The organism is Lelliottia sp. 7254-16 (assembly GCF_002922995.1).
Classification (GTDB): Bacteria; Pseudomonadota; Gammaproteobacteria; order Enterobacterales; family Enterobacteriaceae; genus Enterobacter; species Enterobacter jeotgali.
The window spans coordinates 301992-322232 of the sequence record NZ_PQVS01000004.1 but is presented as its reverse complement, the minus strand read 5'-3'; the positions used below and the strand labels follow the sequence as shown (position 1 = coordinate 322232).

Here is a 20241-nt window from a genome sequence, read left to right as displayed (position 1 = left end):
GGCCTTTTTTATTCAGTTTTCTTCCCTTGTTCTGCATTATTCATCCTGCCAGACTAGTGAGTCACGCAAAAGGAGTCTCTATGTTCTTAATCAATGGCCATGAGCAGGATACTCTGCCCGCCAACGACAGGGCGACCCAGTTTGGCGATGGCTGCTTCACAACAGCACGTATTGCTGACGGCAACGTTTGCCTGCTCGAGGCGCATATCCAGCGTTTACAGCTGGCGTGTGAAAGGTTGCTGATTCCCTTTAAACAGTGGGCTGAACTTCAGCGTGAAATGATCGACATGGCGAAGGGCAACTCTCGCGGCGTGCTGAAAGTCATTATTAGCCGTGGCGCGGGCGGGCGCGGGTACAGCGGTGCCAGTTGCCTGAACCCCACTCGAATCCTCTCCGTTTCAGCGTATCCCGCACATTATGACCTGTGGCGACGCGACGGCATCAGCCTGGCGCTCAGCCCGGTTCATCTGGGGCGAAACCCACTCCTGGCAGGAATCAAACATCTCAACCGGCTTGAGCAGGTTCTGATTCGCACTCATCTTGAACAGTCAGACGCCGATGAGGCGCTGGTTCTTGACAGCGAAGGGCTGATTACGGAATGCTGTGCGGCTAATTTAATGTGGCGACAGGGTAGCGATGTCTTCACGCCAAAGATTGACCAGGCCGGTGTCAATGGCATCATGCGGCAGTTTTGTTTGCAGCACCTGGCACACTCTGGTTTTCGCGTTGTCGAAGTTCACGCTGGTGTTGAGTCATTGCTGACAGCTGATGAGGTCGTTGTCTGCAATGCATTAATGCCCGTTGTGCCGGTTCGTGCTTACGGTCAGTTGCAATGGTCATCGCGTGAGTTGTACTCGTTTTTAGCCCCACTGTGTGAGCAAACAAAATAGTCATGAAAAAAATGTTGCGCTTTGTCCTCCTCCTTCTCGTCGTGATGGGTCTCGCCAGCGGCGTAGGAGTCTGGAAGGTTCGTCAGATGGCGAACAGTCAGATCCTGATTAAAGAAGAAACCGTCTTCACGCTGAAAGCGGGCACCGGGCGCTTAGCGCTGGGCGAGCAGCTTTATGGCGATAAAATTATTAACCGTCCGCGCGTTTTCCAGTGGCTGCTGCGCCTTGAGCCAGAGCTGTCGCATTTCAAAGCCGGGACCTACCGCTTTACACCAGGTATGACGGTGCGCGACATGCTGGAGCTACTGGAAAGTGGCAAAGAGGCGCAGTTCCCGCTGCGATTCGTGGAAGGCATGCGCCTGAGCGACTATCTGAAACAGCTGCGCGATGCGCCGTACATCAGCCACACGCTCAAAGATGACAGCTATGCGACCGTCGCAGACGTCCTCAAACTTGAACATCCAGAATGGGTGGAAGGCTGGTTCTGGCCCGATACCTGGATGTATACCGCCGGTACGACCGATGTTGCGATTTTGAAGCGCGCGCACAAAAAAATGGTGACCGCCGTCGAAAAAGCCTGGGAAGGGCGCGCGGAAGGTCTGCCGTACAAAGATCAAAACCAGTTTGTGACTATGGCCTCTATCGTCGAAAAAGAGACGGCCGTGGCGAGCGAGCGCGATCAGGTGGCATCAGTATTCATTAACCGTCTGCGTATCGGTATGCGTTTGCAAACCGACCCGACGGTGATTTACGGCATGGGCGAGAGCTATGCCGGAAAGATAAGCCGTAAGGACCTCGAGACGCCAACGGCGTATAATACCTACGTGATTAGCGGTTTGCCGCCAGGCCCAATCGCCACGCCGAGCCAGGCATCACTGGATGCTGCCGCGCATCCGGCACATACACCGTATCTCTATTTTGTGGCTGACGGAAAGGGGGGGCACACCTTTAACACCAACCTTGTCAGCCATAATCGCTCTGTTCAGGACTATCTGAAGGCACTTAAGGAAAAAAATGCGCAGTAATTACATCGTCATAGAGGGGCTGGAAGGCGCCGGGAAAACCACCGCACGCAACGTGGTGGTCGACACACTGAAAGAGCTGGGCATCGCGGAGATGGTCTTTACCCGCGAGCCGGGCGGTACTCAGTTGGCCGAAAAGCTGAGAAGCCTGGTGCTGGATATCAAATCTGTCGGCGACGAAGTGATTAATGATAAAGCCGAAGTGCTGATGTTTTACGCGGCACGCGTACAGCTGGTCGAAACGGTCATCAAACCTGCGCTGGCAGAAGGGCGCTGGGTGATCGGCGATCGCCATGATCTCTCTACGCAAGCCTATCAGGGCGGCGGCCGCGGTATCGATCAGACCATGCTTGCGACCCTGCGTGATGCGGTATTAGGCGATTTTCGCCCTGACCTGACGTTGTATCTGGATGTCACCCCCGCAGTGGGCCTGAAGCGCGCCCGCGCCCGTGGTGAACTGGATCGCATCGAACAAGAGTCTCTGGATTTCTTTAACCGTACTCGCGCGCGGTATCTTGAACTGGCGGCGCAGGACAGCTCAATTCGCACCGTCGATGCGACGCAATCCCTGGAAGACGTCACCCGTTCTATTCGCGAAACCGTTATTGCATGGGTACAGGAGCAGCAGGCATGAAATGGTATCCGTGGCTGCGCCCGCACTTTGATCAGCTGATTAGCAGCTATCAGGCCGGTCGGGGGCATCATGCGTTACTGATTCAGGCATTACCCGGCATGGGCGACGATGCTCTGATTTATGCTATGACCCGTTTTCTGATGTGTCAGCAGCCGGAAGGTAATAAAAGCTGCGGCAAATGTCGTGGCTGTCAGCTGATGCAGGCGGGTACGCACCCGGATTACTACACGCTGGAACCTGAAAAGGGCAAAAACTCGCTCGGTATTGATGCCGTGCGTGAAGTCAGCGAAAAACTGTATGAGCACGCGCGTCTCGGCGGAGCGAAAGTCGTCTGGTTAAAAGACGCTGCGCTCCTGACGGAGGCGGCGGCGAATGCGCTGCTTAAAACCCTGGAAGAGCCGCCAGTGAATACCTGGTTCTTTATGTCCTGTCGCGAACCGGGTCGATTACTGGCCACATTACGCAGTCGTTGTCGTCTTCATCACCTCGCTGCACCGCAGGAAGCATGGGCCTTAACCTGGCTTGAACGAGAAGTGACGGTGTCACAAGATGCAGCGCTGACGGCTCTGCGTTTAAGCAGTGGGGCGCCCGCTGCGGCGCTAGAGCTGCTGCAAAAAGAGACCTGGGCGCAACGCACACAGCTTTGCGATGCCCTGAGCGCTGCGCTGGAAAGTCGCGACTGGCTGAGTTTGCTGAGTGCACTAAACCACGAACAGGCTCCCGCGCGCCTGCACTGGCTGGCATCACTGTTACTGGATGCGCTCAAGCTGCAACAAAGCGCGCAGCTTCTCAGTAACGCCGATGTCTGGCCGCTGGTGAATACGCTGGCGAATCATCTATCGGGTGCCATCCTGCGTGCGATTCTCCACGACGTCAGCCTGTGTCGTGAACAACTGTTAACCGTAACCGGCGTGAATCGCGAGCTATTACTCACGGACCTGTTACTGCAAATCGAACATTACCTGCAACCAGGCACGCTGCTGCCTGCTTCCCATCTCTGAGAGAGACATTATGTTTTTAGTCGACTCACACTGCCATCTCGATGGCCTGGATTATCAATCACTGCATAAAGACGTGGACGATGTGCTGGCGAAAGCCGCCGCCCGCGATGTGAAATTCTGTCTGGCGGTCGCCACGACGCTGCCCGGATATCGCTCAATGCGCGATCTGGTGGGCGAGCGTGACAACGTGGTCTTCTCCTGCGGCGTGCATCCGCTCAACCAGGATGAAGAGTACGACGTCGAGGATCTGCGCCGGATGGCGGCGGAAGAGGGCGTGGTCGCGATGGGCGAAACCGGGCTGGACTATTTTTACACGCCGGAAACTAAACCGCGCCAGCAGGAGTCCTTCCGTAACCACATTCGTATCGGGCGTGAGCTGAATAAGCCCGTTATCGTTCATACTCGCGATGCGCGCGCCGATACTCTGGCTATCCTGCAGGAAGAAAAGGTGACGGATTGCGGTGGCGTACTACACTGTTTCACAGAAGACAGAGAAACGGCGGGAAAGCTGCTTGATTTAGGGTTTTATATCTCGTTTTCCGGGATCGTGACGTTCCGTAATGCTGAGCAACTACGTGATGCTGCGCGTTACGTGCCTCTCGACCGGATTCTGGTGGAGACAGACTCGCCTTATCTGGCACCGGTGCCGCATCGCGGCAAAGAAAACCAGCCAGCCATGACGCGAGATGTGGCTGAGTATATGGCCGTCCTGAAGGGTGTCAGCCTCGAAGAACTGGCGCAAGCCACGACGGCAAACTTCGCCAATCTGTTCCACATCGCACCCTCCCGCCTGCAATCTGTTTGAAACACCTGTTTTTTTTAGGCTCGTAATTAATAAACAAAGCGAGTAAAGTTCACCGCCTTATTTAGGGCGGTGACGGTGTTTTTTGACATATCTGGAAATGGTTTTTGTAAATTACTGCAAGTTTTCCGAACGTCTTAAGCTGAAACGTGATAGCCGTCAAACAAAGTCACAGGGATTTATTTTACCCTGTGTAATAAATAAAGGACGCTTAGATGTCCTGTCCACGGCGCGGTTCTCCGCCCGTGCCCATGCGTGAAAGCGTAAAAAAAAGCACAAATACTCAGGAGCACTCTCAATTATGTTTAAGAATGCATTTGCTAACCTGCAAAAGGTCGGTAAATCGCTGATGCTGCCAGTATCCGTACTGCCTATCGCAGGTATCCTGCTGGGCGTCGGTTCTGCAAACTTCAGCTGGCTGCCAGCCGTAGTTTCACACGTGATGGCCGAAGCAGGCGGTTCTGTTTTTGCTAACATGCCGCTGATCTTCGCGATCGGTGTCGCTCTGGGCTTCACCAATAACGACGGTGTATCTGCTCTGGCCGCAGTTGTTGCTTACGGCATCATGGTGAAAACCATGGCTGTGGTTGCGCCACTGGTTCTGCATTTACCTGCTGAAGAGATCGCAGCGAAACACCTGGCAGATACCGGTGTTCTCGGCGGTATCATCTCCGGTGCTATTGCAGCCTACATGTTTAACCGCTTCTATCGCATCAAGCTGCCTGAGTATCTGGGCTTCTTCGCGGGCAAGCGCTTCGTACCGATCATCTCTGGTCTGGCTGCGATCTTCATGGGCGTTGTGCTGTCCTTCATCTGGCCTCCGATTGGTACGGCTATCCAGACCTTCTCTCAGTGGGCTGCATACCAGAACCCGGTAGTCGCGTTCGGTATCTACGGTTTCGTTGAGCGCTGCCTGGTGCCATTTGGTCTGCACCACATCTGGAACGTTCCTTTCCAGATGCAGATTGGTGAATACACCAACGCGGCAGGTCAGGTATTCCACGGTGATATCCCACGTTACATGGCAGGCGACCCAACTGCAGGCAAACTGTCTGGCGGCTTCCTGTTCAAAATGTACGGTCTGCCGGCTGCTGCAATTGCTATCTGGCACTCTGCTAAACCAGAGAACCGTGCAAAAGTGGGCGGTATCATGATCTCCGCAGCGTTGACCTCGTTCCTGACCGGTATCACCGAGCCGATCGAGTTCTCCTTCATGTTCGTTGCGCCGATCCTGTACGTAATCCACGCGGTTCTGGCAGGGCTTGCATTCCCTATCTGTATCCTGCTGGGTATGCGTGACGGTACGTCCTTCTCGCACGGTCTGATCGACTTCATCGTTCTGTCCGGTAACAGCAGCAAACTGTGGCTGTTCCCAATCGTTGGTGCGTGCTACGCAGTAGCGTACTACACCATCTTCCGCGTGCTGATCAAAGCACTGGACCTGAAAACTCCAGGTCGTGAAGATTCAACTGACGATGCGAAAGCGACTTCTACCAGTGAAATGGCTCCTGCTCTGATTGCAGCTTTCGGCGGCAAAGAAAACATCACTAACCTGGACGCGTGTATCACTCGTCTGCGTGTGAGTGTTGCTGACGTGACTAAAGTTGATCAGCCGGGTCTGAAAAAACTGGGCGCAGCGGGCGTAGTTGTTGCAGGTTCGGGTGTTCAGGCAATTTTCGGTACTAAATCCGATAACCTGAAAACCGAAATGGATGAATACATCCGCAGCAACTAAGTTGTGACCTGGGGAGACTAAGGCAGCCGAATGGCTGCCTTTTTTATTGTGCCCAAACACAAGCCCGGTGGCGCTGACGCTTACCGGGCCTACGATTTGTAGGTCGGGTAAGCGCAGCGCCACCCGACAATTCCCGGGTACCATGCAACCGTAGGTCGGGTAAGCGTAGCGCCACCCGACAATTTCCCCCTGGCACAGCACACAAAAAAGGGAGCCAATCGGCTCCCTTTGTCATCACTGCATACTTAGAAACTGTAGCTTCCGCTCACAGAGAAGTTACGCGGCGCACCATACACACCGTAGGAACCCAGGTAGTCGTAATACTCCTCGTCGAACACGTTGTTCAGGTTGCCCTGCACGGAGAAGTTTTTGGTGACCTGGTAGCGGGTAAAGAGATCCACCACGGTATAACCGTCCTGGGTAATCTGCTTCACGCCGTTCGGGCCGTTATCAATATCTTGCCAGGTTTTGTTCTGCCAGCGAGCGCCACCGCCCACGGTCAGCTCAGGCAACATTGGCAGCTGGTAACGGGTAAACAGCTTCAGTGAAGTACGTGGCTGACTCGGGTTGACTGCCGTGCCATCTTCATCGTCGGCAATGTAACGACTTCCGCCGAAGGTCAGCTGCCAGTTATCGGTTAACGCACCGTTCAGCTCGAACTCGATACCTTTGCTGACGGTACCGTCTACGGATTTATAGGCGGTCTGACCACCCGAACCAGGGATAGGTGTCCCGGTAGGCACTGCGACGTTATCCTGTTCGATACGGAAAACGGCAACCGTCGCAGTAAGGCGCGTATTGAACCAATCACCTTTCACACCGGCTTCATAGCTCTTACCGGTCGTTGGATCGATAAAGTTACTGTTGATATCACGCTGGCCAGAGGGCTGGAAGATTGAGGTATAGCTTCCGTACACCGACCAGGTATCGTCGATGTCATAGACCAGACCCGCATACGGCGTGACCTCATGGAACTTCGCGTTACGGATTTCATCCGGTTTACGCTCCAGGTTGTACTTGGCGCTCCATTCGGTATAACGCGCGCCAAGGATCAGGTGCAGCGGATCGGCCAAAGAGAGGCGGGTGGCAGCGTAGACTGATTTCTGACGGATCACGTCACGCTGGTACAGCGCGAAGTCAGACCAGGTCGGATTGGCCAGCTTGCCGTTGTAGTCATAAATACTGCCGACATCCATCAGGCCATAGTTGTCATTCACCGGATAGGAGTTGTCATAGTTATTGCGCTGACGGCTGTAGCTGCCGCCAAACATCGCTTCATGCTGACGCCCCAGCAGCTCATACCCGCCGCGCACGAAGGCATCCACCGAATCTTGTTTACGCTCACCTCTGTTCCAGCCGCCCCAGGCACCCTGGAAACTGGATGCATCGTACAGACCAGTGGTTTTATCCGGATAACCATCGATGTACATCAGCTTGCTGTCAAAGTTGGTTTCGGCGTGCATTGCGTTAACTTTGGCTTCCCAGCCGTTATCAAAGCGCTGGGTCAGGTTAGCAAAGACCTTCGTGGAGTCGTTGTTGGAATAGGTCCAGTCGGCTGCGGTGTTAAAGCCGCGACGGAAATCGGTTTTGCTGCCATCGCTGAACATAGAAGGGAAACCGCCCCACGTTGGGCTGTCTTCTTCGCTTTCCTGATAGTCATATCCCAGAGAGAGGGTAGTGGAGTCGGTAATGTCTGCATCAAGGATGCCGGAGACGAATTTCTTGCGGTAGTGATTACGCTCAACCCAGGAATCCCGGTCCTCATAACCAGCGATCACGCGGCCGCGAACATTGCCGGATTCCGTCAGAGGTGCCTGCAAGTCCATCACATAACGCTGTTTATCCCAGCTGCCATAGGTGGCGGAGACGTTACCTTTAAATTCTTTGCTGTCCGCATGTTTACGCACCATATTGACGTAGGCAGACGGGTTGCCCGTCCCGCTCATCAGCCCGGCGGCTCCGCGTACCACTTCGATTTTATCGAAAATAGCAGTGTCACCTGCGGTATCACCGAAGTTCCAGCGGCTGTCGAGGAACGTCGGCATATCTTCATAGGCGAAGTTACTGATAAAAAATCCACGGGCAAAGAAGTTGGTACGGCTGGTATCGATGCGGGAGGCACTCACTCCGACGGTGTTATCCAGCACCGCGCCGATGGTATTGAGTTCCTGGTCCTGCATACGCTGCTGGCTGATCACGCTGACCGACTGCGGAATATCGCGCGGAACCAATAATAACTTGGTGCCGGTGGTGGTGGTTTTGACGCTGTAGTCCTGATCCTGCGCGCTATTCTGATCTTGCGCGTTATCTGCACCGTCAACGACAACGGTATCTTCTGGATTGGTCTCAGCGAAACTTGCGGTCGGCATCAATGCCATAGCAATGCAGGCTGCCAGCAACGTTGGTGTTGCGGCAGGCTGACGTTGCCCATCCCTGGTGTGATTAATGAAAGACATCATCAAACCCTTTCTGAGTGAATGGAAAATTATCTGCCCCAGTCCCGATAACGGTCGGAGGTCATTTCTATGTTGAAAATGCGCATGAAAATGCAAATGCGAAATATACGCATTTGAATTAACCATGTAAACAGATGTAACCATTTCACCTGAAATTATGTTTCAGTAATTTCTGGGGGCACGATGGTCATTCAGCGACCATCAATCACACGAGAAGGAAAGAAATCACGGGATAAGGTTGAAAGGACAGGAGAAACTCGCTCATACTCTTGTGTTGTGTAGCAAGCTCCCTGTAACTATCTGATGAGCCGAGATAAAGTACATCTCACATCACCTTTGGGGGCACTATGGGGGCAAAGCCAAATTTTTCATTCAACATGTCGATCTGCTCTCCGTCGAACTCTTTAATCCAGGCAGAATAAACACGGTAAACCATCTCTGCGTCTTCATGGCCCAACTGGCTTGCTATAAAGCTTGGGTTAGCACCGGCTGAAAGCGCCCAACAAGCAAAGGTATGACGAGATTGATACGGGTTTCTGCTTCGGATCCCCGATTTTTTTATGGCTACTTTCCAGCGTCCGGAAATTGAAGACGGCGAAAAGTAACTCCCAGGTTGATCAGATCGAACCGCAGGCAAAAAAACAAAGCGGTGGTGCTGTACCTCGGTTTTGCCATATTCACGAAAATTCTGAATTATCTCAGTCTCAGGAAGATGGCCTGTAATGGCGTGCTGAGAACGTATCGCGTCCAGTGCTGGGGTGAGTAGGGTAATGATACGGTCTCCAGCTTTTGTTTTAGGTGGGACAAAATCCCCCAGCCGTGTCAGATTTCGCTTGATGTGAACTTTTCCAGCGACCAGGTCAATGTCATCCCAAGTCAGCGCAGCGAGCTCGCCATGACGTAATCCAGAGTTAATTGCAAACTGCCACATGTTTCGATCCTGGCCTTTGATGGCCAACATCATCGCTGCGTATTCATCACGAAAAAGAGGGTCGGGTTTTGTACGGTCTTTGTGAAGTTTTGGCACGTACTCAAACGGTTTATCTTTGATAAATTTACTTCGGTGGGCGTAACGCAAGATCTGGCATGCAAGGGAGATGTAGTCATTGACCGTGTTTACACTTCTGCCGGTTTTGTTGCGTTTATTCCCTTCGGCATAAAAAGTGTTCCCTCGCAATAACTCCTTCCGATAATTCATAATGTCACTGTGGGTAATATCAGTGATCGGTGTACCTCTCCCAATAACTCTCTCCAGTGTCTTTAGCTGATTTGTGATGCGGGACATCGTGTTTTTTGACACGTCCTCTTCTTTCGTATTTGCCCATAATTCTGCGAGCTCCCCCCAGGTGTGTGCTACACGTACCGTCGTGAATTTTTTAACAGCTTTTGACTCAGGAAAGCGCAGAGCATAATCGAATTCACCGATCTGAATTTCGCTAACAATAAGCGCACGTAAGTTCCCGGCTTTTTTTATGTTTGCGCTGGTTACGACCCATCCCTTCAGCACTTCACGACAGCGAGTACCTCGATACATAAAAGTAATTCGAATTTTTCCGCTATGCAGCTCAACCCCTGTGGGAAATGACATTACAACTCCTGAATAAGCTGATCAATCAGTGGGAGGTTGTACCAAAGCAGGCCACGCTGGGTTTCACCGCCATTCATTGCCTGGCGTTTAAAATGCACACCTTCAATCCAGACGCCTTTGCGTAGCGCTTTAATCTGGCGCTCACTCAGCCCTGTATCGTGAGTTAACCCCGCTTCAACTACCCACTGTTTGTTAAAAATGACCTGTGGCATGAGTCACCTCAGTGCCGGTCAGTAATATAAGACTGACCGGGTATCATGTTTTGATTATCAAAAATCAGTCGTCGATCAGGACGTCCAGCCAGACCGCAAAAACGATAAGCAGCACGACGACTACACAGACGATGGCCATCAAGATTTTGAACATGGTCATGATGGTTTACCTTCTTCCTGTGCCAGCTCTTCCACCGCCGATTCTGAAAGCCACCAGTAGCCATTTAGCTGCTGCACTTTTCCCTGCGTCTCCAGCGCCAGAAGCGCAAAGATGGAAGAGGAATTGTCTATACCCGATCTGGTTGCAATTTCCCGCGCGGGGGCTTTGCCACTCAGTTGAAGTGTCTGGACTACCAGCTGCGTGCACGTTTGTTTGTCCATCAGGCTTCTCCCTGCTGATTAATGATGCTGTTAGCCAGCAGAGTGGCCATACCGGGTAACTCCTCGAACGAGACGCAATAGGCCGGGTTAGCGCATAGCCCTTGTAAGGCGGCGATGGTTAGTTGCTGCCGGTAGATGAGGGTAAGTTCTAACTCTGGGGCTTTTTGGGCGGTGCTGGTGCTCTTCTGCTCCGTGCATTTTGGTGGTGCTGGCGTGCGGTATTCCACAATGGCATCCAGCATAATTTTCTGGCGTACATGCAGATCATCAGACCAGGACTCAAGAACAGTCGTGGCCACGTCATGAATCTCTTCATCGGTGAAGTCTGGCGACAAACTAAATTCTGTGGTGACAATATCGACCAGCACGAGGGGGATCAGATGTGATAGAGGATGACCGGCGATCACAGTCAGCTCGGCAACGTCCTTTTCGTTAATCATATCCGTGCGGGCACTGAGTAATTCATTCAGTTCGGTGGCGATCTTAATTTCACGGTCATTCAGTGCCGGTGGCACTTCCTGTTTTTCGACTTCATTTGAGAGGGGGTTATTGATTAGAGCGTCGACAGAGAAAACCCCGCCGCCTAGGTTCTCAATTTTTGGCTGTGCGCTGCCGTCAATCCACTTCGGGTCACTTGGGTCGCTGATTCCGGAAACAAATTCGCCGCGCCCGGCTGCCAGCTGTTTACCGGTTTGATTTTCAGAGGTATCCCGTTCCCGCTCCGCGCGGGCAATGTCAGCCTCGAATTCTTTATCGCTAAGTGGCATGTTTGCCGGTGCATCAGCTTCTCCTGGCGAAAGCGGTCGCGTTTCATCATTCTGGGTATCTCTTCTGACAGTGCCGCAGGCTATATCAATAATTTCCTGGGTTGGCTTTGCGTGATCGGATTCAATCAGTGCGCGGTTGATATATTCACGCAGCGCGACCGGATCGAGGCTAAGGCCTTCCGGCGCTGACTTTATGAGCGCGATAATGGCTGCACGGGAAAAGTCCAGAATGCCCGGCGTTCGGCGGAACTGTTTCCACCATGCAGTAAAGCGGGGATCCGTCTGATTCTCGGCCATTGCTTTTGCCGGGGTTAAAAAGTTACTCGGGATGGCGTAAATGTTTACCGGCTCGCCAGAGCTTATAATCGCCAGCGCCACTTCAACGGCAAGTGTCTTGAGGTTGTGAATCATATCCGGGCTGCGGTCGGTCTGGTTTCCGCCGCCCAGGGTTGTGCCGGATTCGGTGCGCTGCGTGGTGGCGTCGGTTGTGCTGGTGGTCTGTGGACGCTTATCAAGCGGAACATCCAGCCACTTCGCCATAAGCCTGGCGATTTCCGGCCACTGAGCTGTTTCTTTTGCTGTCTCGCGTACCCAGGCGAGCAACTGACCCTGACGTTCTGGCTCCAGCGACAGCACGCGAGTTTCTTTTGAGATAGCTTCTGCAAGGTTTTGCGTAAAGCTGCTTTCATCGTCATTAGTCAGATCAACTATCAGTCCGTACTGTGCAGCGGTGATTTCCTCAACCGGCCCGAACAGTGATAAGCAGGCGGCGCGGGAGCGCAGATCAAGGCGGGCGACAGATTTCGGCGCAGGCATGCTGTCATCCTGATCCATCGGGATTGGTGCAGGCTCACCAGACTTGTCAATCCACACAGCTGTTTCGAAAAAGTCAGATGAGAAAACATCCATCGCAGGACAAGGGAGACCATCACGATGCTCCCAGACTTTGGCTTTGAAATAGTCCTCAATCCACTCCGGATACTCAGCAGCGAGCTTGCCAAAAATTACAGCTTCAACCACAGCTTTAGTGGTGGAGTTAACAGCAATCACCAGGGGCTTCAAACCAGTATTTTTTTTCAACGCCTTATCTTTTGGAAAATAAGCGCCGCCGAACACTTTTAATTCTATAGACATAATAACCTCTGTGGGAATTAATAATTAAACCGGTAACTGGAGCGGGAGCGTAACGAACTTCTTAATTTCGCCTGAGTTGCCTTTAGTGCATTTTTTGCGGCTCTTTTATCTTTGCAGGCAGTACATAAAATATCTGAGCCTTTATAGGGGTAGTACTCTGTTGGCCGTGAGTGCATGTCTTCTTTATTATGCCTGCGACCGCAGTCGGTGCAGCTGCACTGAATATTATCCATTGTGTTACTTCCTTTTTTGTGTAGGGGAGTGCCTGCCGGTTAAGGCATAATTATTAATAAAGATTTTCTAAATCAGGTTTTAGAATGGTGAATTATTTCCGCCACTTCATAGCACTCGCCATTAATGTGCCGGGTTTTATTAACTGAGTTGCATTTGGATGCGCTTTCGTAAACATCCAGAATGGTATCCTGTTGATGGCCGTTCACAATGGCATGAAAGACGAGTGCCCACATCAATAATGCGAAGGTCAGGCGGTTCTTTTTTAAATGTCTCATCAGGTAGTTCCATATTTACAGTGAGTAATGCTCTTTGCATGTCGCCGTCGCAAATACTACAGTCACCAAAGGATTCATAATTCTCTGCCGCGTCGTGTATGTGCACGTTGCGGTAAAATGGATGCTGTCCGTAAATGACTCGTTTTCCGTCCGGCTGCATACCCGCTTTCATCAGAGCCTTTGCCTGGCGCCATAAAAGTAGATTTGAAAACTTTACTGCTACAAATGCGCGAACCTGTGCGGCCTTAATAATTGCTTTGTTCATATAAGCGCTCCAATTAACAGACTTTGCAGTGTGGTGCCGGGTGCCTCCCAGTGACCGTAACCAGCAATTACGGTCGGCATACAAGTTCCACGACTGATATGACTATTTGAAAAAATGCTGTGCCACGTGCGCATAGCCGTATTCACCACACTGCAAAGTCTGTTTTTTAAAAAGGGCGGTATCAGCCTAAGGAATAAAAACTGATACCGCCAAACGCGTACAGCATGACGTTGTGATGCCGGGACTTGAACCCGGATAACGTCCGGCCGGACCGCATGAGATACGCTGGGTTATGAACCTTGCGTAGTGCTCACCTCCCCACACAAGGGGCGCTCTGTCCAGTTGAGCTACACCACAACGGAGTGAACCATTCCCCCGGAGCTTCACTTCTCCGATAAGGTTCCCCGCGCTTAACTCCACTCGGGCCGCTTCGCGTTGCGGCTTGTGTGGCTACCCGTCCCCACCAGTCGCGATACCGGACCAGAGACAAGAATGATTCACTCCGTTGTGCGCCTGTCTTTTTGCCACTTCAGGCTCAGTGGATCCTGCTATTCCCCAACAACAAGGATTCGTTTAATCTGGATATCCCCAACAACATGATGAGTTATTAGAATGATTGCTGAGTTCACAGCAGCAATGGCTGCAATAAAAGAAACGGCCAGCCTTGCGAAGGTTATTTCGGATGCAAAAACGGAAGCAGAGGTAAATGCTGCCGTTAGTGACATGATTTCAAAACTTACTTCGGTTCAACGTGAATGCATGTCTCTCGTTGAGCTCGCACGCTCTTTTCAGGACGAGAACGTAACGCTCAAGGCAAAAATTGCCGAGTTCGAAAATTTTAAAGCTGATTCTGAGGGTTACACTCTTAACAAAACTGAAGCGGGTACTCTTGTTTACACCGTTAACAAGCTTATTAATGGCGAACAAGTTGCAGTGAATGCCTGCCCACATTGTTTTCAGCAAAAGAAAATATCGATACTTCAACCGGGGGTTGATAAAGCGGTAAAAGGATATCATTTGATTCATTTTTGTCCGTCCTGCCGTACTGAATTTAAAATGGGAAAAGTTCCACCAATTCAAGAATCAGCTATTTCGCGGTTAGCACGGTGATTCATGCTTACCGAAACCAACACTGAGTTAGGAATATCCAGATTTTTAAAGAGCAAAGCGTCCAATCGGGCGCTTTTTTTATGAATAATCCGGTGTTCATACTCCACCGATGGCTACTTTATGGGCTACATCCCTGTTCGCTTGCTACCCCCTTATCGCCGGGGAGGCGGAACGTTTTACTGATTACTGCTGTTAGGTTTTGATAACGCTTATTGTTATTTAAACCTAACAAAGTGGTCAAGTGTTTTTTTGAAAACTTAACAATTTTGCTTTTTGGGACAAAAGAAAACCGCGAAATTCGCGGTTTGTGATATGGGGGGGTTAGTCTATGTCGAGGTTCTTTATGATTTCGAGAATTTCTTTTTTTGACTTCGTTTTTAGTAAGTCATTGAATGTTTCATCGCACTCTTGAACTCTGTGCTTGAGGTTTTGTATGTGCTGTTCTTTTTCTGATACAGGCAATCGTTCAAATAAATCTATTAGCTCTTTTTGCTGAGGAGTCAGGACTACGGCAGCCTTATCTGATTCTGAATCGTTGCCTGTATCACCCCGTATTATCCACCCTGGCTCGACTGATAACGCCTCTGCAAGGTTGAATAAATTATCACCTCTCGGGGATGTCTCATCTCGTTCCCACTGTGAAATAGTCACATGAGCTACCCCAGCCCGTTTGCCGAGACTGCGTTGTGAGTATTTAAGCTCAAGGCGTCGCTCTTTTATTCGTTGACCGATCGTTTTCATAGTTCGGAAATCCTAACTTGTATTGACTCTCTTTTCCTTACCATTTAAAGTTAGGAAAACTTACCATTTGAGGTGTTAATGAAAACAGCAGATGTAATTAGCCATTTTGGGAAAAAAGCCAATGTGGCCAGGGCATTAAGAATATCTCGTTCATCAGTTAGTGAGTGGGGCGACATTGTTCCTGAGAAACGAGCTGCCCGTCTGGAGAAAATCACAGGAGGGGCATTGAAATACGATTCCGCGCTCTATGAAAAGGGTAACAAGCAAATCTTACGGGAGTCTGATTAATGGAAATCAATTACACCCAAATCTTACCGCTGCTAATCGCCTGGGCAGACGGTGCCGATCCCGACAGTCGGGTCCGGGGCCGCGAATCGGTAGGTGATGAAATTGCGCGTGCAGCAGCGCGGCTTGGTATTGCTGGTGGACTTCAGGAACCCAATACCGCGCAGGCGTTGCACAACAACCAGCAGCGTATTTTCCGCTGGGCTGCCGCCGAAACCATGGCGCAGCAGAGAAAGATCGCAGAGCTATACCCGGCGATTATTGACGCACTTCCGGAGGGCCTCTCCGCGCAGCTGCTTGCCAGAGACTCACTGCAATATCGGGCGCTACAGGCGGCAGAGCGTTCCGTTAAGACCGCGATGAAAGAGTTTGTACGTGCCAATAAGGCGATCGCCATTCAGGAGCTGTTGGCCGAACGTCAAAACGACGCGGTAGGTAGTTCGTCTGAAAGCTGTATTTACCACTGATCCGGAGGTAACCATGCGTACTGACCAGGAGATTATTGAACATGCTCGTGCGGTCCTGCAACGAAACGCAGCGAATGCGCCAGCAGATCGTCGCGCAGAGATTCTTCCGGGAAGGAAATTCCGCGCTCATCGCGGTGGCATGGTGACGCTGATTAACCGATCACTAACCCGCGTGACGTTTCGCCGCGAGGGGTATTCAGATATCTGCGAGATAAGCTGCAGAGAGTTTGATCGCAAGTTCACAGAGGTGAAGTCGTGAGCTCATTAATCAGGTTGTTTGATCGCCCCATTGCGTATCAACCAGCTTTTGCGCAACTCAGGGCGGGAAAAGTGAGGGCTGGGCCGGTGGCCGCTGTACTGCTTTCTCAATTCGTGTACTGGCATAACCGCATGGATGGCGAATGGATGTACAAGACGCGCGAAGACATCAAAAAAGAGACGGGATTAAGCCGCGACGAACAGGAAACTGCCAGGAAAAGGCTGGTTGCGCTTGGTGTTCTTGAGGAGCAGCTACGGGGTGTTCCTGCCACGCTGCATTACCGAATTAATTCTGTATGTCTTGAAGCGCTTTTACTGTCTCCAGGCCGCGAAGAATCACAGATGGTGGCAATCCCGCCAACTAGAAGGAGGCAATCCCGCCAACAAGGTGGTGGAAACACACCCAACAAGATGGTGGAAACCCCGCCAGCAAGTAGGGGGGAACCCTGCCAACAGGCTGGTGGTGATCCCGCCAACTTTCTTACAGGAGATTACACAGAGAGTACTCAGGAGATTACACAGGAGATCACTCAATCACCCGGCGAGAAAAATTCTGTGGATAACTTTTCTGCGGCGGCAATTTTTGACGCCGGGAAGAACCAGTGGGGATCTGATGATGATCTGGAATTTGCTGAGTGGTTCTTTGCCAGCATCGTCGAGCTGCACGAAAAGGCCGCTGAATATGACGGGATGATTTCCAGGCCAAGAGAACCGGACTGGCCATTGTGGGCAAATGAGGTTCGGTTGTTGCGTGAGGAGCAGGGCTGCAATCACCAGCAGATGCGAAACCTCGTAGAGCGGATTCAGGGGGATTCGTTCTGGTGCCCAAAGATTCAAACCGCTGATGCCCTGCGCAGCAAATGGCCAGATCTGGTTTTACGGCTTAGCCCGGTGAGCCTGGCCAAAGTCGGCGGCGCGTTTGCCGCTAGCTTCAAATGTGATGACGAGATCCCCAGAGGGTTTGCCGGGAACAAAGATTAAACGGAGGAGTTTATATGGCAATCACAAACGACGGTTTCAAGGGCCAGACGGTTTTTGAGTTCCTGAGAAAACACCAGGGAATGACAACAGCGGAAATTGCCTGTGCGCTGGGAAAGACCCATGCATCCGTTGCAGGAATACTGGCTCAGTTGTTCAATCATGGTCGAGTTATCAAGACCAGCAATCCAGAAGGGGGGCAAGCCTGGTATGTCAACAATCTGCCGTTCGGCTGCAGCAATCCCACGCTCATGTTGTTTAACCGGCTTTTGACGGAGTGTCGTCATGCAGCGAATTGAGCTACCAGAATGCCCGACATGCGGTAACACCGTTGAGTTGTTTTGCAAAGAAACTCGCTGGGCTGGTACCGCACAGATCCGCTGTGTTGGGCATCACCATATCGGCATGGGCTATTCCCCCGGTGGAGAACAGGGGGCGCGTGCAGAGCTGTTCCGGCGCTGGCAAGAACTGACAGAACTGGAAACACAGGGAAAAAATAATGGCTAATTCATTTAAAAAAATGACGACCAACGGCGTGATTAAGCGCCTTCACCACGGGATGTTTATCAGCATCGACGATATTCACATCCAACCTGGTTTTAACCGCCGCGACGATGACGAGACAACAAGGCGTGCTAACGACGAGCTCTATGAATACCTGGTGAACGGTGGAACCGTGCCGCCTCTTGAGGTCTACGAACGCGAAGAGGGTGGTGTGTGGATTGTGGAGGGGCACCGGCGATACAGCTGCTACCTGCGCTGCCGTGATGCTGGTAAACCGGTAAACCAGATTCATATCATCCCGTTCAGGGGCAATGATATCGAGCGAAAAGCTCGCGTCATGACGTCAAACCGCCAGCTGGCACTTTCAGATATGGCGAAGGCCGGTGTTATTCGTGACCTGGCAGCTTTCAATTTGACGACGCAGGAAATCGCGCGATACGTACACCTGTCAGTACCGACCGTCGAAAAACTGATGACGCTGGGCATGGCCAACCATGATGTGCAGCAGGCGGTTAAATCAGGTGATGTGGCCCTGAGTGCTGCCGTTGAGCGCGTGAAGGAGTTTGGTGAAAAGGCCGGTGAAGTTCTGGAGCAGGACAAAGCTGCTGCCGCAGCTGCAGGTAAGAAAAAGGTGACCCGTAGCTTCATTGCACCGGAAATCAGCGTGAAGAAAGCCCGTCGTCTGGTTGAGCTGGTGGCGCTGGCCAGCATCAGTGAAGAGGGCACCATCACGCTTGACGGTCTGCCGCTGGCGGAAGTTCTGAGCATCGTTGAAGAGCATAAATCCATTGCTGTACAGCGTAGCAAGGCGGTCAAATGAGCAAAGCCATGCTTCAGGGTAAAGCTGATGGCAACTCTCCGGTGATGCCGAATTGGCAAGCTGAAGCTGAAAAGATGGCCGAACTTCGCGGTAGCAGCTTTGTTTTATTCCGAAGCGGAGAATCGCCGCAATGCGCTGACCCATCTAAGGTCGTTATTTCATTCACTGATGAAGGGCATACATGGAGTCCAGGATTAATTCACCCGGAGAATTGCCAATGTGATGAACATCGCTCCGCCATGCTTCAGAGTGGTGCGAATAAAGACTAATCACCAATTTGTTATTAACAAATCTCAGGTTTGTCATTATGCGAATAATTACACGGAAGAAACCCGCTTTTATGGAGCTGTTCCAGACTGGCGTACTGATACGCATTGCAGCAGTAAAAACCGAAGATGGGGGCTGGAGATTATTTGGGGTATGGCGCGATAAAGATATCGCCGTTTTTGTTGAAGCGGCGCGTGGCGGTATTCGTGAATGGTCAGGGCTGGATTATCTGGCGGGGTTCGTCGCCAGCTGCGGTATAAGCCTGTGGGAGGTTCACAATAAAACGGAACGGCAGGGACCAGTATAATAATGCTTTGAAAAATTTAGGGAATGAAAGAGAATCATGTCGGGTGCTTGAGGCTATCTGTCTCAGGCATGAACACCGAATGGCAGATAGAGAAAAGCCCCGGAAACATTGAGCGTCTTGCTGGACGCTTAACATCAACCGAGGCCACATCTAATGCTGAACACATTTAGAGTAGCCTCTTACTGGCCGAAAGGTCAAGGAGTAGCAGGCTATGAAGCAGCAAAAGGCGATTATTATCGCCCTGATCGTCATGTGTATCACCGTCATTATGGCGGTGCTGGTCACGAGGAAAGACCTCTGCGAGGTACGAATCCGAACCGGTCAGACGGAGGTCGCTGTCTTCACAGCCTACGAATCTGTTAAGTAAGAGCAACCGGCGGGGGAGCGTTCTCCCGCCACTCTTTTTATGGTTTAGGTATCCTCAACGCACCCACACTTCTATAACCCGCAAATGGCGGGTTTATTTTTATTACATAATATGAAAATTTTTAATCGTTACCATCAATAAAAACCCAGAAATTAAGCACGTATTGAATCACAATTCCTTATTGATCATGATGATAGCTAGATGAAACGTTTCAATATTGCTAACGGTAAGCATAAGTAAAACTTAAGCATTGACTGATCTTTTTCACAGACCGGTAAGTGGTATTTCGATCTGTCTCACCTATTAGACTTACAGCTGTATTTGGGATAAATCTTAAGCCCGCGCGCGGATTTACCCCGAAAGGGATGTGTCCAAAACGGAATTTGCGAAATGAAGCTGAATGACTTTGCTAAAGGTTTAACCCAGAATGGCATTATTGTTCTTAATGTATCGAATGGTGAGATCACTGATTATCTTGTATCTGAAGCAGCAGAACGGACAATAATCAGCAGAGAGGATACACGCTTGTCAGCCAGTATACTTGATCGGAATACCTACATTTTAAGTGAAGATACAATAAACATATTGCGAGTGTTAAAGGACTAAAAGTGATTTATAATAATCAAAAGGGCTGAACCCCCTCTGATTATTGCGCCTAACTGAGAGTATTTAATGGCGCATCAAAACAGCACTTCTTCCCCACACCGCACCGACTGGCGCGGTGTCTTCGTTTGTTCTGTG

Annotated in this window: 26 protein-coding genes and 1 tRNA gene; 18 read left to right on the top strand and 9 right to left on the bottom strand. The window is 51.1% G+C overall.

The features are described 5' to 3' along the window. Positions 1–80: 80 nt before the first annotated feature. The 6 genes from pabC (at position 81) to ptsG (ending at position 6084) form a co-directional block, all read left to right on the top strand. Entirely contained in the window at positions 81–890 is an 810-nt protein-coding gene (gene pabC, locus C3708_RS08585; protein WP_103948649.1) for an aminodeoxychorismate lyase, read from the top strand. Positions 891–892: 2 nt separating this feature from the next. Then, positions 893–1915 (top strand): cell division protein YceG, encoded by a 1023-nt coding sequence (yceG, locus tag C3708_RS08580; RefSeq protein ID WP_103948648.1) that lies wholly within the window; start codon positions 893–895, stop codon positions 1913–1915. Then, positions 1905–2546, top strand: a complete 642-nt coding sequence (gene tmk / locus C3708_RS08575; RefSeq protein WP_095281600.1) for a dTMP kinase — start codon at positions 1905–1907, stop codon at positions 2544–2546. Before yceG ends, tmk begins: the two co-directional genes overlap by 11 nt. Next, entirely contained in the window at positions 2543–3547 is a 1005-nt protein-coding gene (holB, locus tag C3708_RS08570) for a DNA polymerase III subunit delta' (protein ID WP_103948647.1), read from the top strand. Before tmk ends, holB begins: the two co-directional genes overlap by 4 nt. A 10-nt stretch (positions 3548–3557) precedes the next feature. Next, complete coding sequence (locus C3708_RS08565) at positions 3558–4352, top strand: metal-dependent hydrolase (RefSeq protein WP_103948646.1); 795 nt, start codon at positions 3558–3560, stop codon at positions 4350–4352. Between the two features lie 298 nt (positions 4353–4650). Continuing rightward, the gene (gene ptsG, locus C3708_RS08560) at positions 4651–6084 is read left to right on the top strand and encodes a PTS glucose transporter subunit IIBC (RefSeq protein ID WP_095281603.1); all 1434 of its coding nucleotides are present in this window, start codon (positions 4651–4653) and stop codon (positions 6082–6084) included. 245 nt (positions 6085–6329) lie between these two features. Here the strand turns inward: ptsG and fhuE are convergent, their stop codons facing one another. The 8 genes from fhuE to C3708_RS23720 all read right to left on the bottom strand — a co-directional run bounded on the left by fhuE (position 6330) and on the right by C3708_RS23720 (position 13753). Next, complete coding sequence (fhuE, locus tag C3708_RS08550; protein WP_095284240.1) at positions 6330–8540, bottom strand: ferric-rhodotorulic acid/ferric-coprogen receptor FhuE; 2211 nt, start codon at positions 8538–8540, stop codon at positions 6330–6332. A gap of 325 nt (positions 8541–8865) precedes the next feature. Then, positions 8866–10128, bottom strand: coding sequence for a site-specific integrase (locus C3708_RS08545; protein ID WP_103948644.1), 1263 nt, complete (start codon positions 10126–10128; stop codon positions 8866–8868). Further along, positions 10128–10340, bottom strand: a complete 213-nt coding sequence (gene xisR / locus C3708_RS08540) for an excisionase family protein (protein ID WP_103948010.1) — start codon at positions 10338–10340, stop codon at positions 10128–10130. Before xisR ends, C3708_RS08545 begins: the two co-directional genes overlap by 1 nt. Before the next feature lie 156 nt (positions 10341–10496). Further along, the gene (locus C3708_RS08535) at positions 10497–10721 is read right to left on the bottom strand and encodes a hypothetical protein (protein WP_103948011.1); all 225 of its coding nucleotides are present in this window, start codon (positions 10719–10721) and stop codon (positions 10497–10499) included. After that, positions 10721–12622: an exodeoxyribonuclease VIII gene (locus C3708_RS08530; protein ID WP_103948643.1), complete on the bottom strand. Its 1902-nt coding sequence runs from the start codon at positions 12620–12622 to the stop codon at positions 10721–10723. Before C3708_RS08530 ends, C3708_RS08535 begins: the two co-directional genes overlap by 1 nt. A gap of 305 nt (positions 12623–12927) precedes the next feature. Beyond that, positions 12928–13035, bottom strand: a complete 108-nt coding sequence (locus C3708_RS24045; protein ID WP_370446871.1) for a hypothetical protein — start codon at positions 13033–13035, stop codon at positions 12928–12930. Further along, positions 12995–13396 (bottom strand): hypothetical protein, encoded by a 402-nt coding sequence (locus C3708_RS23885; protein WP_233210406.1) that lies wholly within the window; start codon positions 13394–13396, stop codon positions 12995–12997. The genes C3708_RS24045 and C3708_RS23885 overlap by 41 nt, the downstream gene beginning before the upstream one ends. Before the next feature lie 230 nt (positions 13397–13626). Beyond that, positions 13627–13753, bottom strand: a tRNA-OTHER gene (locus tag C3708_RS23720). A gap of 255 nt (positions 13754–14008) precedes the next feature. On the opposite strand from C3708_RS23720, the gene C3708_RS08520 reads away from it, so the two are divergent. After that, positions 14009–14506: a hypothetical protein gene (locus C3708_RS08520; protein WP_103948014.1), complete on the top strand. Its 498-nt coding sequence runs from the start codon at positions 14009–14011 to the stop codon at positions 14504–14506. A gap of 321 nt (positions 14507–14827) precedes the next feature. Here C3708_RS08520 and C3708_RS08515 read toward each other — a convergent pair whose 3' ends face one another. Further along, the gene (locus tag C3708_RS08515) at positions 14828–15247 is read right to left on the bottom strand and encodes a helix-turn-helix domain-containing protein (protein ID WP_103948015.1); all 420 of its coding nucleotides are present in this window, start codon (positions 15245–15247) and stop codon (positions 14828–14830) included. A gap of 78 nt (positions 15248–15325) precedes the next feature. Between C3708_RS08515 and C3708_RS08510 the strand changes: the two genes are divergently transcribed. From C3708_RS08510 to C3708_RS08460, 11 genes are all read left to right on the top strand, one after another. Then, positions 15326–15535 carry a Cro/CI family transcriptional regulator gene (locus C3708_RS08510; protein WP_103948016.1) on the top strand — a complete coding sequence of 70 codons (210 nt, stop codon included), beginning with the start codon at positions 15326–15328 and terminating at the stop codon, positions 15533–15535. Next, on the top strand, positions 15535–15999 hold the full coding sequence (locus C3708_RS08505; RefSeq protein ID WP_103948017.1) for a toxin YdaT family protein: 465 nt from the start codon (positions 15535–15537) through the stop codon (positions 15997–15999). The genes C3708_RS08510 and C3708_RS08505 overlap by 1 nt, the downstream gene beginning before the upstream one ends. A gap of 13 nt (positions 16000–16012) precedes the next feature. Then, the gene (locus C3708_RS08500; protein WP_103948018.1) at positions 16013–16258 is read left to right on the top strand and encodes a DUF4222 domain-containing protein; all 246 of its coding nucleotides are present in this window, start codon (positions 16013–16015) and stop codon (positions 16256–16258) included. Beyond that, positions 16255–17238, top strand: a complete 984-nt coding sequence (locus C3708_RS08495; protein WP_103948019.1) for a primosomal protein I — start codon at positions 16255–16257, stop codon at positions 17236–17238. Before C3708_RS08500 ends, C3708_RS08495 begins: the two co-directional genes overlap by 4 nt. A 14-nt stretch (positions 17239–17252) precedes the next feature. Then, entirely contained in the window at positions 17253–17534 is a 282-nt protein-coding gene (locus C3708_RS08490; RefSeq protein ID WP_103948020.1) for a helix-turn-helix transcriptional regulator, read from the top strand. Then, complete coding sequence (locus tag C3708_RS08485; protein ID WP_103948021.1) at positions 17521–17742, top strand: hypothetical protein; 222 nt, start codon at positions 17521–17523, stop codon at positions 17740–17742. The genes C3708_RS08490 and C3708_RS08485 overlap by 14 nt, the downstream gene beginning before the upstream one ends. Continuing rightward, a complete protein-coding gene (locus tag C3708_RS08480) occupies positions 17735–18559 on the top strand; it encodes a chromosome partitioning protein ParB (protein WP_103948022.1) in 825 nt (274 codons plus the stop codon). Before C3708_RS08485 ends, C3708_RS08480 begins: the two co-directional genes overlap by 8 nt. Beyond that, complete coding sequence (locus C3708_RS08475) at positions 18556–18828, top strand: hypothetical protein (RefSeq protein WP_103948023.1); 273 nt, start codon at positions 18556–18558, stop codon at positions 18826–18828. The genes C3708_RS08480 and C3708_RS08475 overlap by 4 nt, the downstream gene beginning before the upstream one ends. A gap of 38 nt (positions 18829–18866) precedes the next feature. Beyond that, on the top strand, positions 18867–19133 hold the full coding sequence (locus C3708_RS08470) for a hypothetical protein (protein WP_103948024.1): 267 nt from the start codon (positions 18867–18869) through the stop codon (positions 19131–19133). Between the two features lie 211 nt (positions 19134–19344). Continuing rightward, positions 19345–19500: a Hok/Gef family protein gene (locus C3708_RS08465; RefSeq protein WP_103948025.1), complete on the top strand. Its 156-nt coding sequence runs from the start codon at positions 19345–19347 to the stop codon at positions 19498–19500. A 390-nt stretch (positions 19501–19890) separates the two neighbouring features. Next, the gene (locus tag C3708_RS08460; protein ID WP_103948026.1) at positions 19891–20106 is read left to right on the top strand and encodes a hypothetical protein; all 216 of its coding nucleotides are present in this window, start codon (positions 19891–19893) and stop codon (positions 20104–20106) included. The last annotated feature ends 135 nt before the right edge of the window (positions 20107–20241 follow it).